The sequence below is a fragment of the Stenotrophomonas acidaminiphila genome (assembly GCA_002951995.1).
Lineage (GTDB): Bacteria > Pseudomonadota > Gammaproteobacteria > Xanthomonadales > Xanthomonadaceae > Stenotrophomonas > Stenotrophomonas acidaminiphila_A.
In genome coordinates, this window is sequence record CP019797.1 from 920,564 (window position 1) to 939,513 (window position 18,950).

Here is an 18,950-nt window from a genome sequence, read left to right on the forward strand (position 1 = left end):
CTCTCGGGTGATGCGGGTGGAACCTTGGGCACTGCGACCGGTTATAGCAGGAAGCGCGGGCGCCGGCCGCGGCGCCGCGCTCAGACCGAGGCGGAGAAGCGGTAGCCGGCACCGCGCACGGTCTGCACCATGTTCTCGGCGCCGAACGGTTCCAGGGTCTTGCGCAGGCGGCGGATGTGCACGTCGATGGTGCGCTCTTCCACGTAGACGCTGCCGCCCCACACGTGGTCCAGCAACTGCGAGCGGGTGTAGACGCGCTCGGGATGGGTCATGAAGAAATGCAGCAGGCGGTACTCGGTGGGGCCGATCGAGACCGGCGCGTCGCCGGCGAACACCCGGTGCGCGGCGCCGTCGATGCGGATCGGGCCGATCGCCACGCTGCCGTCCTCGTCGTCGTCGCGGGTGCGGCGCATCACCGCGCGGATGCGCGCCAGCAGCTCGCGCGCCGAGAACGGCTTGACCACGTAATCGTCCACACCGGCCTCCAGCCCGCCGACACGGTCGTTTTCCTCGCCACGCGCGGTAAGCATGATGATCGGCACGTCGCGGGTCAGTGCCTCCTTGCGCCAGCGGCGGGCCAGCTCCAGGCCACTGGTGCCGGGCAGCATCCAGTCCAGCAGGATCATGTCGGGCACGCGGTCGGCGATGGCGGTCTGCGCCTCCAGCGCGTCCCCGGCATGCACCGGCTCGTATTCCCCCTTGCGCAGCGCGAACGCGACCATGTCGCGGATCGCCGGTTCGTCATCGACGATAAGGATGCGTTTCTGCACGTCTTGCCTACCATGAAGCCCATCGGACCGGATGTGCCCAGTAGACTACGGTTTGATGACCGGTTTGTGACAGCGCCGGCCGGGGCGTCAGCGGCGCTGCATGTCCGGGTCGCGCATGCCCAGCCGGCGCATTTCCAGCACGGTGGGCATGATCGCCTCGATCCGCGCGTCCACCCGGGCGCGGCTGACATAGTCCAGGCCGGGCTGCTTGAGCAGTGCCTGGAACTGCAGCAGGGCCTGTTCCGGGCGCCCGTTCAGGTAGGCGGCCTCGGCATAGGCTTCGCTGGCGCGGGCATTGTCGCCGGCCAGCTCGCAGGCGCGGGCGAACGTGCGTTGGAACACCGGGTCGTCGCCGGCGCGGGCCAACAGCGGGCGCAGCATGGCCTGGGCGCGCTTGCCGGCCTCCATGCCGCCCTGCTCGTTGAGCACCTGGGCGTAGGTCAGCGCCACCGGCCGGCTCTGCGGCAGCTTCTGCAGCAAGGCCTCGAAGCGGCGGTTGGCATCGGCGTGGCGGCCGTTGCGCGACTCGGCCTCGCCCAGCGCCAGGTTCACCCACAGGTTGTCGGGGTGCTCGGACTGCAGTTGCTGCAGCTCCTGCAGGGCCTGCTGCAGCGCGCCGGTGCCATCGCGCAGCTGGGCGATGGCCACGCCATAGCGCTGCGCGTCGCTCAGCCCGTCCTTCTGGCTGCGGCGCAGGTCCTGGTACTCGCGCACCAGCTCGGATGGGGTCGGGGCGCTGAGCACGCGCAGGCGTTCGCGGGCCCAGTCGAACTGGCCGCTGGCGCCGCGCGGCAGCCCGATCGACGGCAGCGACAGCTGTATCGACCCCGGCAGCAGCGGGTTGCCGCTGGCCTTGGCGGGGTCCGGGACCGGGTCGGCCGGGTTCACCCGTTCCTGGCGCACCCCGTCGGGGGTGGAGGTGGTCAGCAGCACCGTGTCCTTCTTCATCTGCTCGGCGCGGGCCTTGGCTTCGCTGATGCGGGTGATGGTCACCGGGTGGGTGCGCAGGAAGTCGGGCGTCGAGTAGCCGCCCTCGTTGCCGCGCATGGCCGCGGACATCCGCTCGAAGAAGCCGGCCATCGCATCGACGTCGTAGCCGCTGCGCGCCAGCGTGCGGATGCCGAGCCGGTCGGCCTCCGATTCGTTGGAGCGGGTGAAGTTGATCTGCAGCTGCTGCATCAGGCCCATGCCCGAGCTGATCGCGGCCATCGTCGCGTCGCCGGAGGAGTTGCCGCCGGCCTGCTGCGCCGCGATCACCGCCGCGAGCATGCCCAGCAGGATCGGGATCTGGTCGCGCTGCGCCTTTTCGACGCTGCGCAGCACGTGCTGCTGGGTGACGTGCGAGATCTCGTGCGACAGCACCGCGGCCACTTCGTCCTCGCGCTCGGCGGTCAGCACCAGGCCGGCATTCATGCCGATGTAGCCGCCGAGGGTGGCAAAGGCGTTGATCTGCCGGTCCTTGAGCATGAAGAAGGTGAACTTCTGCTGCGGCTGGGCGCTGTTGGAGCCGAGCCGGGTGCCCATGGCCTGCAGCCAGTCGTCGACCAGCGGGTCATCCACCAGGTAACCGTAATTGCGCAGTTCGCGCAGCATCATGCCGCCGTACTCGGCCTGCCGCGCCGGGGTGAGCAGTTCGCCGGCGGACGAGCCGATGTCCGGCAGCTTGCTGTCCTGGGCCCGGGACAGGGGCGTGGCCAGGGCCAGGGTGACGGCGGTGGCGAGCAGCAGGGTTCGCAAGCGTGGGGCTCCGGGGCGACTGGGCCGAGAATGACGGGGAAGCGGGGCACGGGTGTGAAGCACAGGTTAACCCGCAGTGTTCCAGCGTTGGACGGTGTGATCCGGCGCGCCGCTACCATATAGGGACAACATTTACCGCGCGGAGTTTCCCGTGAGCAGCCAGACCCCCGAGATCACCATCTACTCCACCGCCGTGTGCCCGTACTGCGTGGCCGCCAAGAATTTCCTCAAGAGCAAGGGCCGCACCTGGAACGAGGTGCGCATCGACCTGGACCCGGCCGAGCGCGAGAAGATGATGGCATTGACCCGCCGTACCAGCGTGCCGCAGATCTTCGTCGGCGAGGTCCATGTGGGTGGCTATGACGACATGATGGCGCTGCACCGTGCCGGCCGGCTCGAGCCGCTGCTGGCGGGGGAGGGCGCATGAGCGGCGCCGACAAGGACCGCGTGGCCGAATTCACCGCGTTCCGCCAGCGCATGAACCAGCGCATCCTGGCCGAGCCCAACCAGGTGGTGCGGCGCTTCTTCGCGCTGGACACGCAGACCTACCAGGCCGGCGCGCTGGACGTGAAGACCAAGGAACTGCTGGGTCTGGTGGCCTCGCTGGTGCTGCGCTGCGACGACTGCATCAGCTACCACGTGGCCCAGTGCAAGGACGCCGGGGTCAGCCGCGAGGAGTTCTTCGAGACCTTCTCGGTGGGCCTGGTGGTCGGCGGCTCCATCGTGATCCCGCACCTGCGGCGCGCGGTGGACTTCCTGGACCAGCTGGAGTCCGGGGCCGCGGAGGCGCCGGCCGGGCACGACCACGGCTGAACCTGCGACCTTGGTCCAGTTGGGGCGGGGCGGGCGGATCAGGCATAATTGACAGTTGAAACTTTTGGATGCGCCTGATCCCGGGCTGCCGGCCGGCGCACGCTCCCCCTCCCAGTTCGGAACCCAAATCATGACGCAGACAATCACCGTCATCCGCGGCGATGGCATCGGCCCGGAAATCATGGACGCCACCCTGTTCGTGCTCGACAAGCTCGGCGCGGGGCTGTCCTACGAGTTCGCCGATGCCGGCCTGGCCGCGCTGGAAAAGCACGGTGAGCTGATCCCGGCCAGCACGCTGGAATCGATCAAGAAGAACAAGGTCGCGCTGAAGAGCCCGCTGACCACCCCGGTCGGCGGTGGCTTCAGCTCGATCAACGTGGCCCTGCGCCGCCAGTTCGACCTGTACGCGAACGTGCGCCCGGCGATCTCGTTCCCGAACACCAAGTCGCGCTACGAGAACGTCGACCTGATCACCGTGCGCGAGAACACCGAAGGCGCCTACCTGTCCGAAGGCCAGGAAGTCTCGGCTGACGGCGAGACCGCGTTCTCCGGCACCCGCATCACCCGCAAGGGTTCCGAGCGCATCGTGCGCTACGCCTTCGAGCTGGCCCGCAGCACCGGCCGCAAGAAGGTCACCGCCGTGCACAAGGCCAACATCATCAAGTCGACCTCGGGCCTGTTCCTGAACGTCGCCCGCGAAGTGGCCGCGAAGTACCCGGAAATCGAGTTCCAGGAAATGATCGTGGACAACGCCTGCATGCAGCTGGTGATGCGTCCCGAGCAGTTCGACGTAATCGTCACCACCAACCTGTTCGGCGACATCATCTCCGACCTGTGCGCCGGCCTGGTCGGCGGCCTGGGCCTGGCCCCGGGCGCCAACATCGGCGAGACCGCGGCCATTTTCGAGGCCGTGCACGGCACCGCGCCGGACATCGCCGGCAAGGGCATCGCCAACCCGTGCGCGCTGCTGCTGGGCGCCGCGCAGATGCTGGACCACGTCGGCCAGCCGCAGAACGCCGAGCGCCTGCGCAAGGCCATCGTCGCCACCATGGAAGCCAGGGATTCGCTGACCGGCGACCTCGGCGGCACCGGCGGCACCATGGACTTCGCCCGGGCCATCGCCAGCCGGCTGTAAGGCGCGCGCGGTTGTGGATGGAAAGAAGGGCGCCGCTGGCGCCCTTCTTCGTTCATCGGCTGCCATGCCCGCCGCGAGCGCGCTGGCCTGGCGGGCGGTTGATCGGCCGGCGGCGGCGTTGCTGCCGGCCGCGTGCGGTGGCGGTGCGGTCAGTTGCGCGACTGCAGCTTGGACAGCAGGCGCAGGAACTCGATGTACAGCCACACCAGCGTCACCATCAGCCCGAACGCGCCGTACCACTCCATGTACTTCGGTGCGCCGGCTTCCACGCCGCTTTCGATGAAGTCGAAATCCAGCACCAGGTTCAGGGCGGCGATCACCACCACGAACAGGCTGAAGCCGATGCCGATCAGGCCGGACTGGTGGATGTAGGGGATCTGGATGTTGAACAGGCCCAGTACGATCGTGGCCAGGTACACCAGGGCGATGCCGCCGGTGGCCGCGACCACGCCGAGCTTGAAGTTCTCGGTGGCCTTGATCAGCCCGTTGCGGTAGGCGAACAGCAGCGCAAACAGGGTGCCGAAGGTCAGCAGGACCGCCTGGAACACGATGCCCTGGAAGCGTGCCTCGTAGAGTGCCGAAATGGTGCCCAGGAACAGGCCCTCCGCCAGCGCATAGAGCGGCGCGCTGACCGGTGCCCACTGCTTCTTGAAGATGGTGACCATGGCCAGCACGAAGCCGCCGATCAGGCCGCCCCACAGGTACAGGCGCGCGCCGCTGGCGAGCTCGCCGGTATCGGTCAGCGCCTGGTTCCAGGCGAAGGCCGCGGTGATCACCGCCAGCAGCAACAGCAGGCCGGTCTTGTTGACGGTGCCGTTGAGGGTCATCGCCCCGGCGCCGCGCGCGACCACCGCGCCGCTGCCGGGGTCGAGGAAGGTGGAATCGGAGAGGGCTGGGTTGCCGCTGCGCACGTGGGGCTCCTGGGGCGTGTATGGATGCCGGCAGCATAACCAACTGCCGCCGCGATGAAATCCGCCGTTGACAGGCCGCTCCGTACTCCCGACAATAGCCGACCTTTCGGGGGAACCTCGGGAGATTCACCGCCGGGGTATAGCGCAGTCTGGTAGCGCGCCTGCTTTGGGAGCAGGATGTCGGGGGTTCGAATCCCTCTACCCCGACCATCCGACGCGACCAGCGCGTGTTGGAGTGCGACGATCCGGTCAGAGCGCCCGTAGCTCAACTGGATAGAGCACCGGCCTTCTAAGCCGGCGGTTACAGGTTCGATTCCTGTCGGGCGCGCCAATCGGCGCAAGCGGTGGGTTGTAGTTTTCAGTGGTGGCTGTAGCTCAGTTGGTTAGAGTACTGGATTGTGATTCCAGTGGTCGGGGTTCGAATCCCCTCAGCCACCCCATTGAACAGAAAGATGCCGGAACATGCGTTCCGGGGTTGAAGGAACTGAAGGGTGCAGGTATCATTTGCCCCCTGATTTTCAGGGCCGTTAGCTCAGTTGGTAGAGCAGTTGACTCTTAATCAATTGGTCCAAGGTTCGAATCCTTGACGGCCCACCAACACAGACAGCCACCTGGCACAGCCCGGTGGCTGTTTTCCTCCAGAGTGGGGATCCTGCATTTTGCCGCAGGAACCAGGTGTCGCAGGCGACTGCGCACACCCATGTTTCAGGGCTGTTAGCTCAGTTGGTAGAGCAGTTGACTCTTAATCAATAGGTCCAAGGTTCGAATCCTTGACAGCCCACCAGACAAGGGCACCCGCTCCGGCGGGTGCCCTTTTCTCTGCCTGGTGGCAGGCATGGCCGGAGCGTGCCGGTGTCCCCGGCTGGCCGATGCCGCGGATGCCGGTGGCGGGTGGCGCGATCGCATGCCGCGGAAGGCGCGCCTCCGGCGTTCTTTTTGCCCGCAGGTCTGCAACAATGCCGGCCGGACGCGAAAGTGGCGGAATTGGTAGACGCCCTGGATTTAGGTTCCAGTGCCGCAAGGCGTGGGGGTTCGAGTCCCCCCTTTCGCACCATCCGTGTGTCGGCCGGATGTTCCCCGGGCGCGCCTGTCCGGGGGCAGGCTGGAAGCGCCAGCCGGAATCGGCGAAACTACAGGGCTGCGGCGGAATCATGTCCGTCGGAAACCGTTCATCTTCCACATCGTACCGGGGGCCAGGGCGCCACCGGTGGCAGGAGTCCACATGCAAGCTTCGATCGAATCCACCGGCAACCTGGAACGCCGCCTGACCTTCTCCCTGCCGGAGGAGCGCCTGCAGAGCCACATCAGTGGCCGGCTCGGCGAGATCGCGCGCACCGTGCGCATCAAGGGCTTCCGTCCGGGCAAGGTGCCGGCCAAGGTGGTCGAGCAGCGTTTTGGCCAGCAGGTGCGCGCCGAAGCGATGGACGGCCTGCTGCGCGAGACCTTCGACGCCGCGCTGCGCGAGCATGAGCTGCGCATTGCCGGCACCCCGCGCATCGACAAGGCCGGCGAGGGCGAGTTCGATTTCGTGGCCACCGTCGAGCTGGTGCCGGACTTCGGCGATGTCGACGTGACCAAGCTGACCGTGGTGCGCCACAGCGCCGAAGTCACCGACGCCGACATCGACCAGATGATCGAGAACCTGCGCCAGCAGCGCCGCACCTGGAAGGCGGTCGCGCGTGGCGCGCAGGAAGGCGACCTGGTCGCGCTGGAAACCTGGTCGCAGGCCGGTGACGAACGCCTGCCGGCCGAAGGCGCCGAGCAGGGCACCATCATCATCGGCCAGGGCATGATGTTCGAGCAGATCGAGCAGGGTCTGGTCGGCCTGGCCAAGGGCGAGGAAAAGACCCTGGACGTCGCGTTCCCGGCCGACTGGCGCGTTCCGGCGCTGGCCGGCAAGAACGTCAAGGTCACGGTCAAGGCCACCGAGGTGTCCGAGCCGGTGGTGCCGGAGGTCGATGCGGCCTTCATCAAGAGCTTCGGCGTGAAGAACGGTGAGCTGGCGCAGTTCCGCGCCGACATCCGCGCCAACCTGGAGCGCGAGCTCAAGGGCGCGCTGATGAACCGCCTGCGCCGCGAAGTGGGCGAGCAGCTGATCGCCGCCTACGCCTCGGTCGAGCTGCCGCCGCGCCTGGTCGAGAACGAAGCCCGCGCCATGCTGGCCCAGCAGATCGACGCCATCCGCCGCCAGGGCGGCAACCCGGGCCAGGTGCCGGCCGACGCCCACGAGGGCTTCAAGGACGCCGCCTCCAAGCGCGTGCTGGTCGGCCTGCTGGTCGGCGAAGTCGCACGCCGCAACGACCTGCGCCTGGACCCGAAGCGCCTGAATGAAACCATGCGCCTGATCGCCTCGACCTACGAAGAGCCCGAGCAGGTCATTGAGATGTACCGCAACGACCCCCAGCTGATGAGTGGCCTGCAGAACCGCGTGATGGAAGAGCAGGTCATCGACTGGATCGCCGAGCGTGCCCAGCACACCGAGCAGGTGCTGACGTTCCAGGAAGCGATCCGCCCGTAAGGCGGTCGCTCCACCCGCCCCGCGCCCCGGCGCGGGGTGATGTTTCCCCGTCAAGATTAGGTGCCCCACGTAATGGACAACCGAGCCAAAGCCCTGAACCTGGTTCCCATGGTGGTCGAACAGACCAGCCGCGGCGAGCGCGCCTATGACATCTATTCGCGCCTGCTGAAGGAGCGCCTGATCTTCCTGGTCGGCCCGATCGACGACCACATGGCGAACCTGGTGGTGGCGCAGCTGCTGTTCCTGGAAGCGGAGAACCCGGAAAAGGACATCAGCATCTACATCAACTCGCCCGGTGGCGTGGTCACCGCCGGCATGGCGATCTACGACACCATGCAGTACATCAAGCCGGACGTGAGCACCATCTGCGTCGGCCAGGCCGCCTCGATGGGCGCGCTGCTGCTGGCGGCGGGCGCGCCCGGCAAGCGCTTCGCGCTGCCCAATTCGCGGGTGATGATCCACCAGCCGCTGGGCGGCTTCCAGGGCCAGGCCACCGACATCGACATCCACGCCCGCGAGATCCTGACCCTGCGCGCGCGCCTGAACGAGGTGCTGGCCAAGCACACCGGGCAGTCGCTGGAGACCATCGCGCGCGACACCGAGCGCGACAACTTCAAGAGCGCCGCCGATGCCCAGGCCTATGGTCTGGTGGACCAGGTCCTGGAGCGGCGTCCCGACGAGTCGATCCAGCCGGCGTGACCGGCGCAAGTAGCCGAAAACACGGCGTTTTCTGCAGGGTCGGAAGTGGACTGGCGTCCATCCGGCCCTGTGCTATTCTCGAAATCGAACCCCCTGTTCACGGGGGAGCAACTGGGTAAGCGAAGCATGAGCGAAGACCGGCAAGGTCGTTCCGGAGACAGCGGCAAGATCCTTTACTGCTCGTTCTGCGGCAAGAGTCAGCATGAAGTACGCAAGCTGATCGCGGGTCCGAGCGTGTTCATCTGCGATGAATGCGTGGAGCTGTGCAACGACATCATCCGCGAGGAACTTGAGGAAAAGGCGCAGTCGGCGCGCAGTTCGCTGCCCAAGCCGCGCGAGATCCTCGAGGTCCTGGACCAGTACGTGATCGGCCAGAACCGCGCCAAGCGCACGCTGGCGGTGGCCGTGTACAACCATTACAAGCGCATCGAGAGCCGTCAGAAGAGCGACGACGTCGAGCTGTCCAAGTCCAACATCCTGCTGGTCGGCCCGACCGGCTCGGGCAAGACCCTGCTGGCCGAGACGCTGGCGCGGCTGCTCAACGTGCCGTTCACCATGGCCGATGCGACCACGCTCACCGAAGCCGGCTATGTCGGCGAGGACGTGGAGAACATCATCCAGAAGCTGCTGCAGAAGTGCGACTACGACGTCGAGAAGGCGCAGCAGGGCATCGTCTACATCGACGAGATCGACAAGATCTCGCGCAAGAGCGAGAACCCGTCGATCACCCGCGACGTGTCCGGCGAAGGCGTGCAGCAGGCCCTGCTGAAGCTGATCGAAGGCACCGTGGCCAGCGTGCCGCCGCAGGGCGGGCGCAAGCACCCGCAGCAGGAATTCCTGCAGGTGGACACCAAGAACATCCTGTTCATCTGCGGCGGCGCGTTCGCCGGGCTGGACAAGGTGATCCAGCAGCGCTCCAGCGAGGCCGGCGGCATCGGCTTCGGTGCCAAGGTCAAGAGCAGCGAGCGCAAGCAGGAAGTGGGCAAGGTGCTGGCCGAGGTCGAGCCCGAGGACCTGATCAAGTTCGGCCTGATCCCCGAGTTCGTCGGCCGCCTGCCGGTGGTGGCGACCCTGGAGGAGCTGGACGAAGCGGCGCTGGTCAGGATCCTGACCGAACCGAAGAACGCCATCACCAAGCAGTTCAAGAAGCTGTTCGAGATGGAGAACGTCGAGCTTGAGTTCCGTCCGGACGCGCTTTCGGCCATCGCCAAGAAGGCGCTCAAGCGCAAGACCGGCGCGCGCGGCCTGCGCACCATCGTCGAGTCGGTGCTGCTGGACACCATGTACGACCTGCCGTCGCAGGAGAACGTGAGCAAGGTGGTGGTGGACGAATCGGTCATCGAGCACAAGTCCGAGCCGTACGTGATCTACCAGACGCCGCCGGCCAAGGCCGCGTCCGGTGACTGAATAGGCTGTTCGAGCCTCCTGTCCGGGCGGGATGAAGCCCGGTTCAGGTGCTTCCCCGACGCCACTTGCATCACCCCGCCGATGGCCCCATAACGGGGCCATCGGCTTTTTTCATGGCCACCCCCGAATCCAAGTGGAGCCCCCCATGGCCCAGTCCCAAACCGAAGTCCTCGACCTGCCGGTCCTGCCGCTGCGCGACGTGGTGGTGTTCCCGCACATGGTCATCCCGCTGTTCGTCGGGCGCGACAAGTCCATGCAGGCGCTGGAGCGGGCGATGGAAGCGGACAAGCGCATCCTGCTGGTCGCGCAGAAGTCGGCCGAGACCGACGACCCCACCGCCGCCGACCTGTACACCGTCGGTACCCTGGCGCAGGTGCTGCAACTGCTGAAGCTGCCCGACGGCACCATCAAGGTGCTGGTCGAGGGCCTGGCGCGGGTCGCCGTGGACAGGATCCGCGAGCAGGATGGCGCGCTGCAGGGCGCCGGCACCGAGCTGGAATCGGACGAAGCGCGCGAGCCGCGTGAGATCGAGGCGATCGCGCGTTCGCTGATGTCGCTGTTCGAGCAGTACGTCAAGACCAACCGCAAGCTGCCGCCGGAGCTGCTGCAGACCCTGAACGGCATCGAGGAGCCGTCGCGCCTGGCCGACACCATCGCCGCCCACATCGGCGTGCGCCTGGCCGACAAGCAGAAGCTGCTGGAGACGCTGCAGGTCGGCGACCGGCTGGAAATGCTGGTCGGCCTGGTCGACGGCGAGATCGACGTGCAGCAGCTGGAGAAGCGCATCCGCGGGCGGGTCAAGTCGCAGATGGAGAAGAGCCAGCGCGAGTACTACCTCAACGAGCAGATGAAGGCCATCCAGAAGGAGCTGGGCGACTTGGACGACGCGCCGGGCGAACTGGACGAACTGGCGCGCAAGATCGCCGAGGCCGGCATGCCCAAGGCGGTCGAGACCAAGGCGAAGAACGAGCTCAACAAGCTCAAGCAGATGTCGCCGATGTCGGCCGAGGCCGCGGTCGTGCGCAACTACCTGGAGTGGCTGCTGGGCGTGCCGTGGAAGAAGCGCACCAAGGTGCGCAAGGACCTCAAGGTCGCCCAGGACACGCTCGACGCCGATCATTACGGCCTGGACAAGGTCAAGGACCGCATCCTCGAATACCTGGCGGTGCAGTCGCGGGTGAAGCAGATGAAGGGCCCGATCCTGTGCTTGGTCGGGCCGCCGGGCGTGGGCAAGACCTCGCTGGGCCAGTCCATCGCCAAGGCCACCAACCGCAAGTTCGTGCGCATGAGCCTGGGCGGCGTGCGCGACGAGGCCGAGATCCGCGGCCATCGCCGCACCTACGTCGGCTCGATGCCGGGCCGCATCGTGCAGAACCTCAACAAGGTCGGCAGCAAGAATCCGCTGTTCGTGCTCGACGAGATCGACAAGATGTCGATGGACTTCCGCGGCGACCCGTCCTCGGCGCTGCTGGAAGTGCTCGACCCGGAGCAGAACAACGCGTTCAACGACCACTACCTTGAAGTGGACCTGGACCTGTCCGAAGTGATGTTCGTGGCGACCTCCAACTCGCTCAACATCCCCGGCCCGCTGCTGGACCGCATGGAAGTGATCCGCATCCCGGGCTATACCGAGGACGAGAAGCTCAACATCGCCACCCGCTACCTGGTGCCCAAGCAGCTCAAGGCCAATGGCCTGCAGCCGGAGGAGCTGGCCATCGAGGAGGGCGCGATCCGCGACATCGTGCGCTACTACACGCGCGAGTCCGGCGTGCGCAACCTCGAGCGCGAAATCGCCAAGATCTGCCGCAAGGTGGTCAAGGAGATCGCGCTCGCCGGCCCGCAGCCGGCCAGGAAGGCGGCCAGGAAGGCCACGAAGAAGCCCAAGGCGCTGGTGGTGGTCGATGCCGCCAACCTGGACAGGTATCTGGGCGTGCGCCGCTTCGACTTCGGCCGTGCCGAGGAAGAGAACGAAGTGGGCCTGGTGACCGGCCTGGCCTGGACCGAGGTCGGCGGCGACCTGCTGCAGATCGAATCGACGCTGATCCCGGGCAAGGGCGCGGTGACGCTGACCGGCCAGCTGGGCAACGTGATGAAGGAATCGGCGACGGCGGCGCTGTCGGTGGTACGCGCCCGCGCGCAGGCGCTGGGCATCGACGTGGACTTCCTGCAGAAGCACGACGTGCACCTGCACGTGCCCGATGGCGCCACCCCCAAGGATGGCCCCAGTGCCGGCATCGCCATGGTCACCTCGCTGGTGTCGACCCTGACCCGGGTACCGGTCAAGGCCGATGTCGCCATGACCGGCGAGATCACCCTGCGTGGTCGCGTCACCGCCATCGGCGGTCTGAAGGAGAAGCTGCTGGCCGCGCTGCGCGGTGGCATCCGCACCGTGATCATCCCGGAGGAGAACCGCAAGGACCTGGCCGACATCCCGGCCAACGTCACCCGCGACCTGGACATCATCCCGGTGAAGTGGATCGATGAGGTGCTGGACATCGCGCTGGAGGCGCCGCTGGCACCAAAGAAGGCGCGCAAGAACGGCCAGCGGGTGGCGGTGCGGGGGCGGGCGAAGGCAGCTCCGACCGCGCGCGTCAAGCACTGATGATGAACGCAAAATCCCTTGAAACCCGCGTCGTTATTGGCTTTTCGGCTTGCGTGGGTAGGGGGCGCTGGTATAAAAGTGCGACTCACGCGCCCGCTCGATGAGCGGGCGACGTGTTTGCAGGATCTTACGGCCGCCGCCACTGCGATGGCGACGACCCATCCAATCTATTCCGCGGATTGCCGCATAGGGAGTTATTACATAATGAACAAGACCGAATTGATCGACGGCGTTGCCGCTGCTGCTGACCTCTCCAAGGCCGAAGCCGGCCGTGCGGTCGATGCCGTCGTCGCCGAGATCACCAAGGCGCTGAAGAAGGGCGATGCCGTGACGCTGGTGGGTTTCGGTACCTTCCAGGTCCGCGAGCGCGCCGAGCGCACCGGTCGCAACCCGAAGACCGGCGACACCATCAAGATCGCCGCTTCGAAAAATCCTGCCTTCAAGGCTGGTAAAGCCCTGAAGGACGCTGTAAACTAAGCGGCTCACCGGGGGTGCTTAGCTCAGTGGTAGAGCGTCTCCCTTACAAGGAGAGGGTCGGGGGTTCGAAACCCTCAGCACCCACCACGTAAAAGCACCGTCGAGCAGTATTGAAAGTGGAGCGGTAGTTCAGCTGGTTAGAATGCTGGCCTGTCACGCCGGAGGTCGCGGGTTCGAGTCCCGTCCGCTCCGCCAGTTTCAAGAAGGCCCCTGAGCGATCGGGGCCTTGCTTTCTCTCCACCTTCCGGGGTGGTGCTGGAGGCGAACAATCAAGTGCGGAGCGGTAGTTCAGCTGGTTAGAATGCTGGCCTGTCACGCCGGAGGTCGCGGGTTCGAGTCCCGTCCGCTCCGCCAGTTCCACCCGCCACTGCATGCAGTGGCACCCCGGTCGCGATGTCGGCCGGTAGCAGGTTGCAATATGCGGAGCGGTAGTTCAGCTGGTTAGAATGCTGGCCTGTCACGCCGGAGGTCGCGGGTTCGAGTCCCGTCCGCTCCGCCATTGATTCGAAGCCCCGGGCAGAAGCCCGGGGCTTTTTTTTGGCCCTGCTAGGCCGGGGCCGCGCTCACGGCGTCGACGCCGCGCAGTGCCGCGGGCTTGGGCCGCGGCAGCGCACGGCGCGCCGGTTGGGAGTCAGGCGGGAAGCGGGTTACACTGCCCGGCTCGCCAATCAGGCCTTGATTTTCCCATGCTGCAGAAACTCCGCGACAAGACCTCGGGCTGGATCGTGACCGTGATCCTGGGGCTGCTGATGATTCCGTTCCTGTTCGTGATCGACAACAGCTATCTGGGCGGTGTCGGTGCGCAGAACGTCGCCAAGGTATCGGCACCGCCGTCGTGGTGGCGCTCGGCACCGTCGTGGTGGCCGATGTCGTTCCTGTGGAACCACCATGAGATCAGCGTCGAGGATTTCCGCACGCGCTTCGAGCAGGCGCGCATGGAGGCCCGCCAGCAGCAGGGTGACAACTTCGATCCGCGCGAGTTCGAGACCACCGAGAACAAGCTGGCCGTGCTCGACCAGCTGATCGACGAGCAGGTGGTGCGGCTGGCCGCCGAAGACGCGCGGATCGTCATCGGCGACGAGGCGGTGCGCAATTACATCGCCGCGATCCCGCAGTTCCAGCGCGACGGCAAGTTCGACCCCGAGCAGTACCGCCTGGTGCTGGCGCAGAGCCAGCCGCCGCGCACCCCGGCGATGTTCGACCAGGTGGTGCGCACCAGCCTGCAGCAGTCGATCATCCCGACCGCGCTGGCGCAGTCGGGCTTCGCCACCAAGGGCGAGAGCGAGCGCCTGCTGAAGCTGCTGGGCGAGACGCGCGACGTGGAGTTCGCCATGCTGCCCGCGCCGGAGGCCGACACCGCGGCGGTGGACGACGCGCAGATCAAGCAGTGGTACGAAACCCACACCCGCGACTTCATGCAGCCCGAGAGCGTGTCCATCGAGTACGTCGAGCTGGACGCCGCGCGCATGCCGGCCGCCACGCCCGCGGACGAGGCGGCCCTGCGCCGCCGCTATGAGGAAGAGAAGGCCCGCTTCGTCAAGCCGGAGCAGCGCCTGGCCTCGCACATCCTGGTCAGCGCCGGCAGCGACGCCGCCGCGCAGAAGGCCGCCGAAGCCAAGGCCGCCAAGCTGGCCGCCGAGGCCAGGCAGCCGGGCGCCGACTTCGCCGCGCTGGCCAAGGCCAATTCCGACGATCCGGGTTCCAAGGCCGAAGGCGGCGACCTGGGCTGGGTCGAACACGGCGTGATGGTCAAGCCGTTCGAGGATGCGCTGTTCGCGATGCAGCCGGGTGAGATCAGTGGCCCGGTGAAGACCGAGTTCGGTTACCACGTGCTGAAGCTGCGCGAGGTCAAGGGCGGCGAAGGACGTCCGTTCGAGGAAGTGCGCGACCAGCTGGCGGCCGAACAGCTGCAGGCCGATACCGAGCGCGCGTTCAACGAACTCGGCGGCCGCCTGGTGGACCTGGTCTACAAGAACCCGACCGTGCTTGAGTCGGCAGCCAAGGAAGTGGGCTTGCCGGTGCAGACCCTGGGCCCGTTCACCCGCGCCACCGCCAGCGGCATCGCCGCCAACCCGGCGGTGCTGCGCGCGGCCTTCTCCGACGCGCTGAAGGAGGACGGCACGGTCAGCGACCCGATCGAACTGGGGCCGAACCACAACGTGATGATCCGCGTGACCGCGCATACGCCCGAGCAGGCCATCCCGCTGGCGCAGGCGCGCGAGAAGGTGATCGCCGCGGTGCGCGCGCACCGTACCGAGGAAGCGGCGAAGAAGGCGGCCGATGCGCTGCTGGCCAAGCTGCAGGCGGGGCAGACGCTGCAGGCGCTGGCCGAGGGCGAGAAGCTGCAGTTGCTGCCGATGCCGGGCCTGCCGCGCTCGGCGCCGATGCCGACGGCTGCCGCCAACCGGGCGGTGTTCAGCGTGGTGCCGCCGTCCGAGGGCAAGCCCAGCTACGGCAAGGTGGAGCTGGACGACGGGCGTTATGCGGTCTTCGCGGTGACCAAGGTCACCCCGGGCGACCTCAAGGAAGTGCCGGAGCCGCAGCTGGCGATGCTGAAGCAGCAGCTGAGCCAGATCGACGGCGCGGCGGCGGCCAAGGCGTTCGTCGATGGCCTGCGCAAGCGCTTCAAGGTCCAGGTGCAGGAATCCCAGCTCTGAACCCGGGACGCGCGGGGCGTTGCTGACAACGCCCCGCGGATCCGCTGATACAGAAAGCCCGGCGTAACGCCGGGCTTTCTCGTTCCTGTCATTGGCGAGGACGGCAGCGTGTCAGCGGGTTTCCTCGAAGCGCAGCACCATCCCGGGCTTGAGGATCGCATTGGCGTCCAGGTTGTTGCGCGAAAGCAGGGTCTTGACCGGGATGCCGTACCGCCGCGCGATCGTCCAGGCCGATTCACCACTGCGGACCGTGTGCCGGCGTCCCGCGGCGGCGGTGCCCGCGCTGGCCACGGCGGTGCTGGCGACATCGACGCTGGCCGGTGCCGGCAACGCCGTCGGTGGCAGGGGAGCTGCCGCGAGCTGGCTTTCGCTGCCCAGGACCATGTCCGGCAGCGCCGGCGCCAGCACCCGGGTGCCGGCACGCTTGCCGGTGACCGCCGGGTTGAGCCGGGCCACGCGCGCCGGGTCCAGCGCATTGCGGGCCGACCAGTCGGCCAGGGTGGTGCCGGCGGGCAGCGCGTGCCCGCGCAGCACCGGTACCGGACGGTCCAGGGCCGCCATCAGCTCCGGCTCCTTTTCCGCCTGCTCCAGCACGCAGGCCAGGGCATGCAGCTTCTCGACATAGGCATGGGTGATCGGCGACAGGCCCGGCAGTTCGGCCGGCCGCGCGTTCTGCGCGTTCATGCCGCCGCGGCGCAGCGCCTGCAGGATGCGGTACTCGCCTGCGTTGTATGCCATCACGGCCAACTGCCAGTCGCCGCCGAACATGCCATAGAGGGTTTTCAGGTAACGCACCGCGGCGCGGGTCGAATCCACCGCCGACAGCCGGCCGTCATACCCGCTTTCCATGGGTACCCGGTGGTTGCGCGCGGTGGTGGCGATGAACTGCCACAGGCCGGCGGGGCCGCTGGCGTTGCGCGCGCCGGGCCGGTAACCGCTTTCCACGAAGGGGATCAGCGCGAACTCGGTGGGCAGGCCGGCCGCGCGCAGCTCATCCACCACGTAGCCGAACAGGGGCAGGGCATCGTCCTCGACGTTGCCCAGGCGCGATGGCGCGTGTGCGAACTGCTTGCGCCAGCGCGGGCTGGTGGCGTCCGCGTCGCATTGCGACATCGCCAGGCCCTCGCGGAAGCTGGCGAATATCTGGTGGCCATTGCGGGTGAGCGGCGCCGGCAGTGCGGCCGGGTCGGCCGGCAAGGCCGCCAGCGAGGCGATGTTCTGGGTCAGGCCGGCGGTGGCCGGCAGCGACTGCGCGCCGGCGGTGACGCCGGCACCCGCGCCGAGCAGCAGCCCCAGCGCCAGGGACAGGCCGTGCCGCCTCACGCGCGGAAACCGTCTTTCCAGCGCCGTAATTCGGCGAACACTTCCACTTCGTCCAGCGGCGCGCGGCCCAGCCGCGCGGCGATGGCCTGGCGCACGGGTTCGGCATGCGTGCGCAGGAAGGGGTTGCATTCCAGTTCGCTGGCCAGCAGCGAGGGAACGGTGGGGCGGGAGCGGCTGCGCATGTCCATGGCTTCCTGTTGGCGGCGGTGCAATGCCGCGTTGGTGGGATCGACATGCCGCGCGAACACGGCATTGCCCAGCGTGTACTCATGCCCGCAGCAGACCCGCGTCTGCGCCGGCAGTGCCGCCAGCCGCCGTAGCGAGGCCAGCATCTGGGCGGGCGTACCTTCGAACATGCGTCCACAGCCGAGGCTGAACAACGTGTCGCCACAGAACAGGTGTCCGTGGCCATGGAAGGCGATATGGCTCCGGGTGTGGCCGGGTACGGACAGCACCGAGAGCGCGAAACCGGCCGATTCTACCCGGTCGCCATCGCCGACGCGTTCACATTCCAGGGGGATGCGTTCATCTCCGGGGCGAAGACCGGCAGGTCCGGCCAGTGTTGCCGCAGTTCCGCCACGCCGCCGATATGGTCGTCATGGTGGTGGGTGAGCAGCACGGCGGCTGGCCGCAGGCCCCGGTCGGCCGCCTCCAGAACCGGCCGTGCCTGGCCCGGATCGACGACCAGCGTGTTGCCGTCAGGCGCCTGCAGCGCCCAGATGTAGTTGTCCTGGAATGCAGGCAGGGCGGTCAGTCGCATAGAATTGGACCATGCCTGCCGCCCCGTTCCCCCGTCAAGCTGCAGTCTCGGCCTGGTTTGAGAAGGCTGGAGCGGCGGCGATGCGGGCCGCCGAACAGCGCCATCTGCTCGAGCAGGTCAGCGGGTTTCCCGCGCAGCCGTGGCTGTGGCTGGCGCCCTGCGCGACCTGGCTGCCGGCGGAGGCGCCGATCGGGCGCGGGGTGCGCCTGCACCGGACCGCCGATGGGCACGGCTGGCGCGGCGATGTGTCCTGCGCCCTGCCGTTGCCGCTGCCCTCCGAAGCGGTCAACGCGATCATCCTGCAGCATGTGGCCGCGGTGGACCTGGAGCCGCTGTTGGCCGAATGCGCGCGGGTGCTGATGCCCGGCGGCCGGCTGTGGATGACCCTGCTCAACCGCTACAGCCCCTACCGCGCCCGCTGGCAATGGCAGGGCGCCCGCCCGCCGTCGGCCACGCGTTGCCAGTCGCGGCTGCGGCGCGAGGGGCTGCGGATCCGCTCGGTGCGCCATTTCGGGCCGCTGTGGAACGAGGCCGGGCCGGCCGCCGGCAAGGCGTTGCCAGCGTTGCGGGCGGTCTGCGTGCTGGAATTCGAGAAGCGTGCGGCGGCCTTCATCGGCCCCGAAGCCGCCCGCCCGGTGGGCTGGGGCGGGCCGGTGGCGACCTGACGCTTCATACAACGGAAAGACATGAAATCAATCGAGATACATACCGACGGTGCCTGCCTCGGCAATCCGGGCCCGGGTGGCTGGGCGGCGCTGCTGCGTTACAAGGCGCATGAGCGCGAGCTGTCCGGTGGCGAGGCCCATACCACCAACAACCGGATGGAGCTGATGGCCGCCATCGCCGGGCTGGAGGCGCTCACCGAGCCGTGCGCCATCATGCTGCAGACCGATTCGCAGTACGTGCGCCAGGGCATCACCGAATGGATGCCGGGCTGGGTGCGGCGGCACTGGAAGACCGCCGGCGGCGACCCGGTGAAGAACCGCGACCTGTGGGAACGCCTGCACGCGGCCACCCAGCGCCACCAGATCGAATGGCGCTGGGTGAAGGGCCACAATGGCGATCCGGACAACGAACGCGTGGACCAGCTGGCCCGCGATGCCGCAATCCGCGTGCGCGATGGCGCCGCAAGCAACTGAGG

The 18,950-nt window shown here is 67.6% G+C and carries 15 protein-coding genes, 10 tRNA genes and 1 pseudogene; 21 read left to right on the top strand and 5 right to left on the bottom strand.

The features are described from left to right. Window positions 1-80: 80 nt before the first annotated feature. Both B1L07_04030 and B1L07_04035 read right to left on the bottom strand, forming a co-directional pair. Window positions 81-770 carry a phosphate regulon transcriptional regulatory protein PhoB gene (locus B1L07_04030; GenBank protein AUZ54420.1) on the bottom strand — a complete coding sequence of 230 codons (690 nt, stop codon included), beginning with the start codon at window positions 768-770 and terminating at the stop codon, window positions 81-83. Window positions 771-857: 87 nt separating this feature from the next. Further along, the gene (locus B1L07_04035) at window positions 858-2,507 is read right to left on the bottom strand and encodes a peptidase (GenBank protein AUZ54421.1); all 1,650 of its coding nucleotides are present in this window, start codon (window positions 2,505-2,507) and stop codon (window positions 858-860) included. Between the two features lie 151 nt (window positions 2,508-2,658). On the opposite strand from B1L07_04035, the gene B1L07_04040 reads away from it, so the two are divergent. The 3 genes from B1L07_04040 (at window position 2,659) to B1L07_04050 (ending at window position 4,455) form a co-directional block, all read left to right on the top strand. Further along, window positions 2,659-2,934 carry a glutaredoxin 3 gene (locus B1L07_04040; GenBank protein ID AUZ54422.1) on the top strand — a complete coding sequence of 92 codons (276 nt, stop codon included), beginning with the start codon at window positions 2,659-2,661 and terminating at the stop codon, window positions 2,932-2,934. Then, a complete protein-coding gene (locus B1L07_04045; GenBank protein ID AUZ54423.1) occupies window positions 2,931-3,320 on the top strand; it encodes a carboxymuconolactone decarboxylase family protein in 390 nt (129 codons plus the stop codon). The genes B1L07_04040 and B1L07_04045 overlap by 4 nt, the downstream gene beginning before the upstream one ends. A gap of 130 nt (window positions 3,321-3,450) precedes the next feature. Then, the gene (locus B1L07_04050) at window positions 3,451-4,455 is read left to right on the top strand and encodes an isocitrate dehydrogenase (protein AUZ54424.1); all 1,005 of its coding nucleotides are present in this window, start codon (window positions 3,451-3,453) and stop codon (window positions 4,453-4,455) included. 149 nt (window positions 4,456-4,604) lie between these two features. On the opposite strand, the gene B1L07_04055 is transcribed toward B1L07_04050, so the two are convergent. After that, window positions 4,605-5,366 (bottom strand): hypothetical protein, encoded by a 762-nt coding sequence (locus B1L07_04055; GenBank protein AUZ54425.1) that lies wholly within the window; start codon window positions 5,364-5,366, stop codon window positions 4,605-4,607. A 133-nt stretch (window positions 5,367-5,499) separates the two neighbouring features. Here B1L07_04055 and B1L07_04060 point away from each other — a divergent pair. The 16 genes from B1L07_04060 to B1L07_04135 all read left to right on the top strand — a co-directional run bounded on the left by B1L07_04060 (window position 5,500) and on the right by B1L07_04135 (window position 15,726). Further along, window positions 5,500-5,576 (top strand) — tRNA-Pro (locus B1L07_04060). 44 nt (window positions 5,577-5,620) lie between these two features. After that, window positions 5,621-5,697 (top strand) — tRNA-Arg (locus B1L07_04065). Between the two features lie 33 nt (window positions 5,698-5,730). Then, a tRNA-His gene (locus B1L07_04070) sits at window positions 5,731-5,806 on the top strand. Window positions 5,807-5,887: 81 nt separating this feature from the next. Continuing rightward, window positions 5,888-5,963, top strand: a tRNA-Lys gene (locus B1L07_04075). A 111-nt stretch (window positions 5,964-6,074) separates the two neighbouring features. Next, window positions 6,075-6,150, top strand: a tRNA-Lys gene (locus tag B1L07_04080). 185 nt (window positions 6,151-6,335) lie between these two features. Next, window positions 6,336-6,420: transfer RNA gene (locus B1L07_04085), tRNA-Leu, on the top strand. A gap of 168 nt (window positions 6,421-6,588) precedes the next feature. Beyond that, window positions 6,589-7,884 (top strand): trigger factor, encoded by a 1,296-nt coding sequence (locus B1L07_04090; GenBank protein AUZ54426.1) that lies wholly within the window; start codon window positions 6,589-6,591, stop codon window positions 7,882-7,884. A gap of 72 nt (window positions 7,885-7,956) precedes the next feature. Continuing rightward, on the top strand, window positions 7,957-8,583 hold the full coding sequence (locus B1L07_04095) for an ATP-dependent Clp endopeptidase, proteolytic subunit ClpP (protein ID AUZ54427.1): 627 nt from the start codon (window positions 7,957-7,959) through the stop codon (window positions 8,581-8,583). A 126-nt stretch (window positions 8,584-8,709) separates the two neighbouring features. Beyond that, entirely contained in the window at window positions 8,710-9,990 is a 1,281-nt protein-coding gene (locus B1L07_04100) for an ATP-dependent protease ATP-binding subunit ClpX (GenBank protein ID AUZ54428.1), read from the top strand. 145 nt (window positions 9,991-10,135) lie between these two features. After that, window positions 10,136-12,592: an endopeptidase La gene (locus B1L07_04105; protein ID AUZ54429.1), complete on the top strand. Its 2,457-nt coding sequence runs from the start codon at window positions 10,136-10,138 to the stop codon at window positions 12,590-12,592. Window positions 12,593-12,796: 204 nt separating this feature from the next. Next, the gene (locus B1L07_04110) at window positions 12,797-13,069 is read left to right on the top strand and encodes a DNA-binding protein HU (protein AUZ54430.1); all 273 of its coding nucleotides are present in this window, start codon (window positions 12,797-12,799) and stop codon (window positions 13,067-13,069) included. Between the two features lie 12 nt (window positions 13,070-13,081). Then, window positions 13,082-13,156 (top strand) — tRNA-Val (locus B1L07_04115). A gap of 31 nt (window positions 13,157-13,187) precedes the next feature. Then, window positions 13,188-13,264 (top strand) — tRNA-Asp (locus B1L07_04120). 82 nt (window positions 13,265-13,346) lie between these two features. Next, window positions 13,347-13,423, top strand: a tRNA-Asp gene (locus B1L07_04125). A gap of 68 nt (window positions 13,424-13,491) precedes the next feature. Next, a tRNA-Asp gene (locus B1L07_04130) sits at window positions 13,492-13,568 on the top strand. 187 nt (window positions 13,569-13,755) lie between these two features. Then, entirely contained in the window at window positions 13,756-15,726 is a 1,971-nt protein-coding gene (locus B1L07_04135) for a peptidylprolyl isomerase (GenBank protein AUZ54431.1), read from the top strand. A 111-nt stretch (window positions 15,727-15,837) separates the two neighbouring features. Here the strand turns inward: B1L07_04135 and B1L07_04140 are convergent, their stop codons facing one another. Together B1L07_04140 and B1L07_04145 are read right to left on the bottom strand one after the other, a co-directional pair. Then, on the bottom strand, window positions 15,838-17,049 hold the full coding sequence (locus B1L07_04140) for a lytic transglycosylase (protein AUZ54432.1): 1,212 nt from the start codon (window positions 17,047-17,049) through the stop codon (window positions 15,838-15,840). After that, window positions 17,046-17,809, bottom strand: a pseudogene (locus tag B1L07_04145) (hydroxyacylglutathione hydrolase). The gene B1L07_04140 and the pseudogene B1L07_04145 overlap by 4 nt, the downstream one beginning before the upstream one ends. A gap of 11 nt (window positions 17,810-17,820) precedes the next feature. Between B1L07_04145 and B1L07_04150 the strand changes: the two are divergent. Both B1L07_04150 and B1L07_04155 read left to right on the top strand, forming a co-directional pair. Beyond that, a complete protein-coding gene (locus B1L07_04150) occupies window positions 17,821-18,474 on the top strand; it encodes a hypothetical protein (GenBank protein ID AUZ54433.1) in 654 nt (217 codons plus the stop codon). A 21-nt stretch (window positions 18,475-18,495) separates the two neighbouring features. After that, the gene (locus tag B1L07_04155; GenBank protein ID AUZ54434.1) at window positions 18,496-18,948 is read left to right on the top strand and encodes a ribonuclease HI; all 453 of its coding nucleotides are present in this window, start codon (window positions 18,496-18,498) and stop codon (window positions 18,946-18,948) included. Window positions 18,949-18,950 lie beyond the last annotated feature (2 nt).

Excerpts from the sequence above, each read along its gene's own strand:
- B1L07_04150 (AUZ54433.1), top strand. The coding sequence starts at position 17,821 with ATGCCTGCCGCCCCGTTCCCCCGTCAAGCTGCAGTCTCGGCCTGGTTT.
- B1L07_04050 (AUZ54424.1), top strand. The coding sequence starts at position 3,451 with ATGACGCAGACAATCACCGTCATCCGCGGCGATGGCATCGGCCCGGAA.
- B1L07_04095 (AUZ54427.1), top strand. The coding sequence starts at position 7,957 with ATGGACAACCGAGCCAAAGCCCTGAACCTGGTTCCCATGGTGGTCGAA.
- B1L07_04110 (AUZ54430.1), top strand. The coding sequence starts at position 12,797 with ATGAACAAGACCGAATTGATCGACGGCGTTGCCGCTGCTGCTGACCTC.
- B1L07_04090 (AUZ54426.1), top strand. The coding sequence starts at position 6,589 with ATGCAAGCTTCGATCGAATCCACCGGCAACCTGGAACGCCGCCTGACC.
- B1L07_04100 (AUZ54428.1), top strand. The coding sequence starts at position 8,710 with ATGAGCGAAGACCGGCAAGGTCGTTCCGGAGACAGCGGCAAGATCCTT.
- B1L07_04135 (AUZ54431.1), top strand. The coding sequence starts at position 13,756 with ATGCTGCAGAAACTCCGCGACAAGACCTCGGGCTGGATCGTGACCGTG.
- B1L07_04105 (AUZ54429.1), top strand. The coding sequence starts at position 10,136 with ATGGCCCAGTCCCAAACCGAAGTCCTCGACCTGCCGGTCCTGCCGCTG.
- B1L07_04045 (AUZ54423.1), top strand. The coding sequence starts at position 2,931 with ATGAGCGGCGCCGACAAGGACCGCGTGGCCGAATTCACCGCGTTCCGC.
- B1L07_04155 (AUZ54434.1), top strand. The coding sequence starts at position 18,496 with ATGAAATCAATCGAGATACATACCGACGGTGCCTGCCTCGGCAATCCG.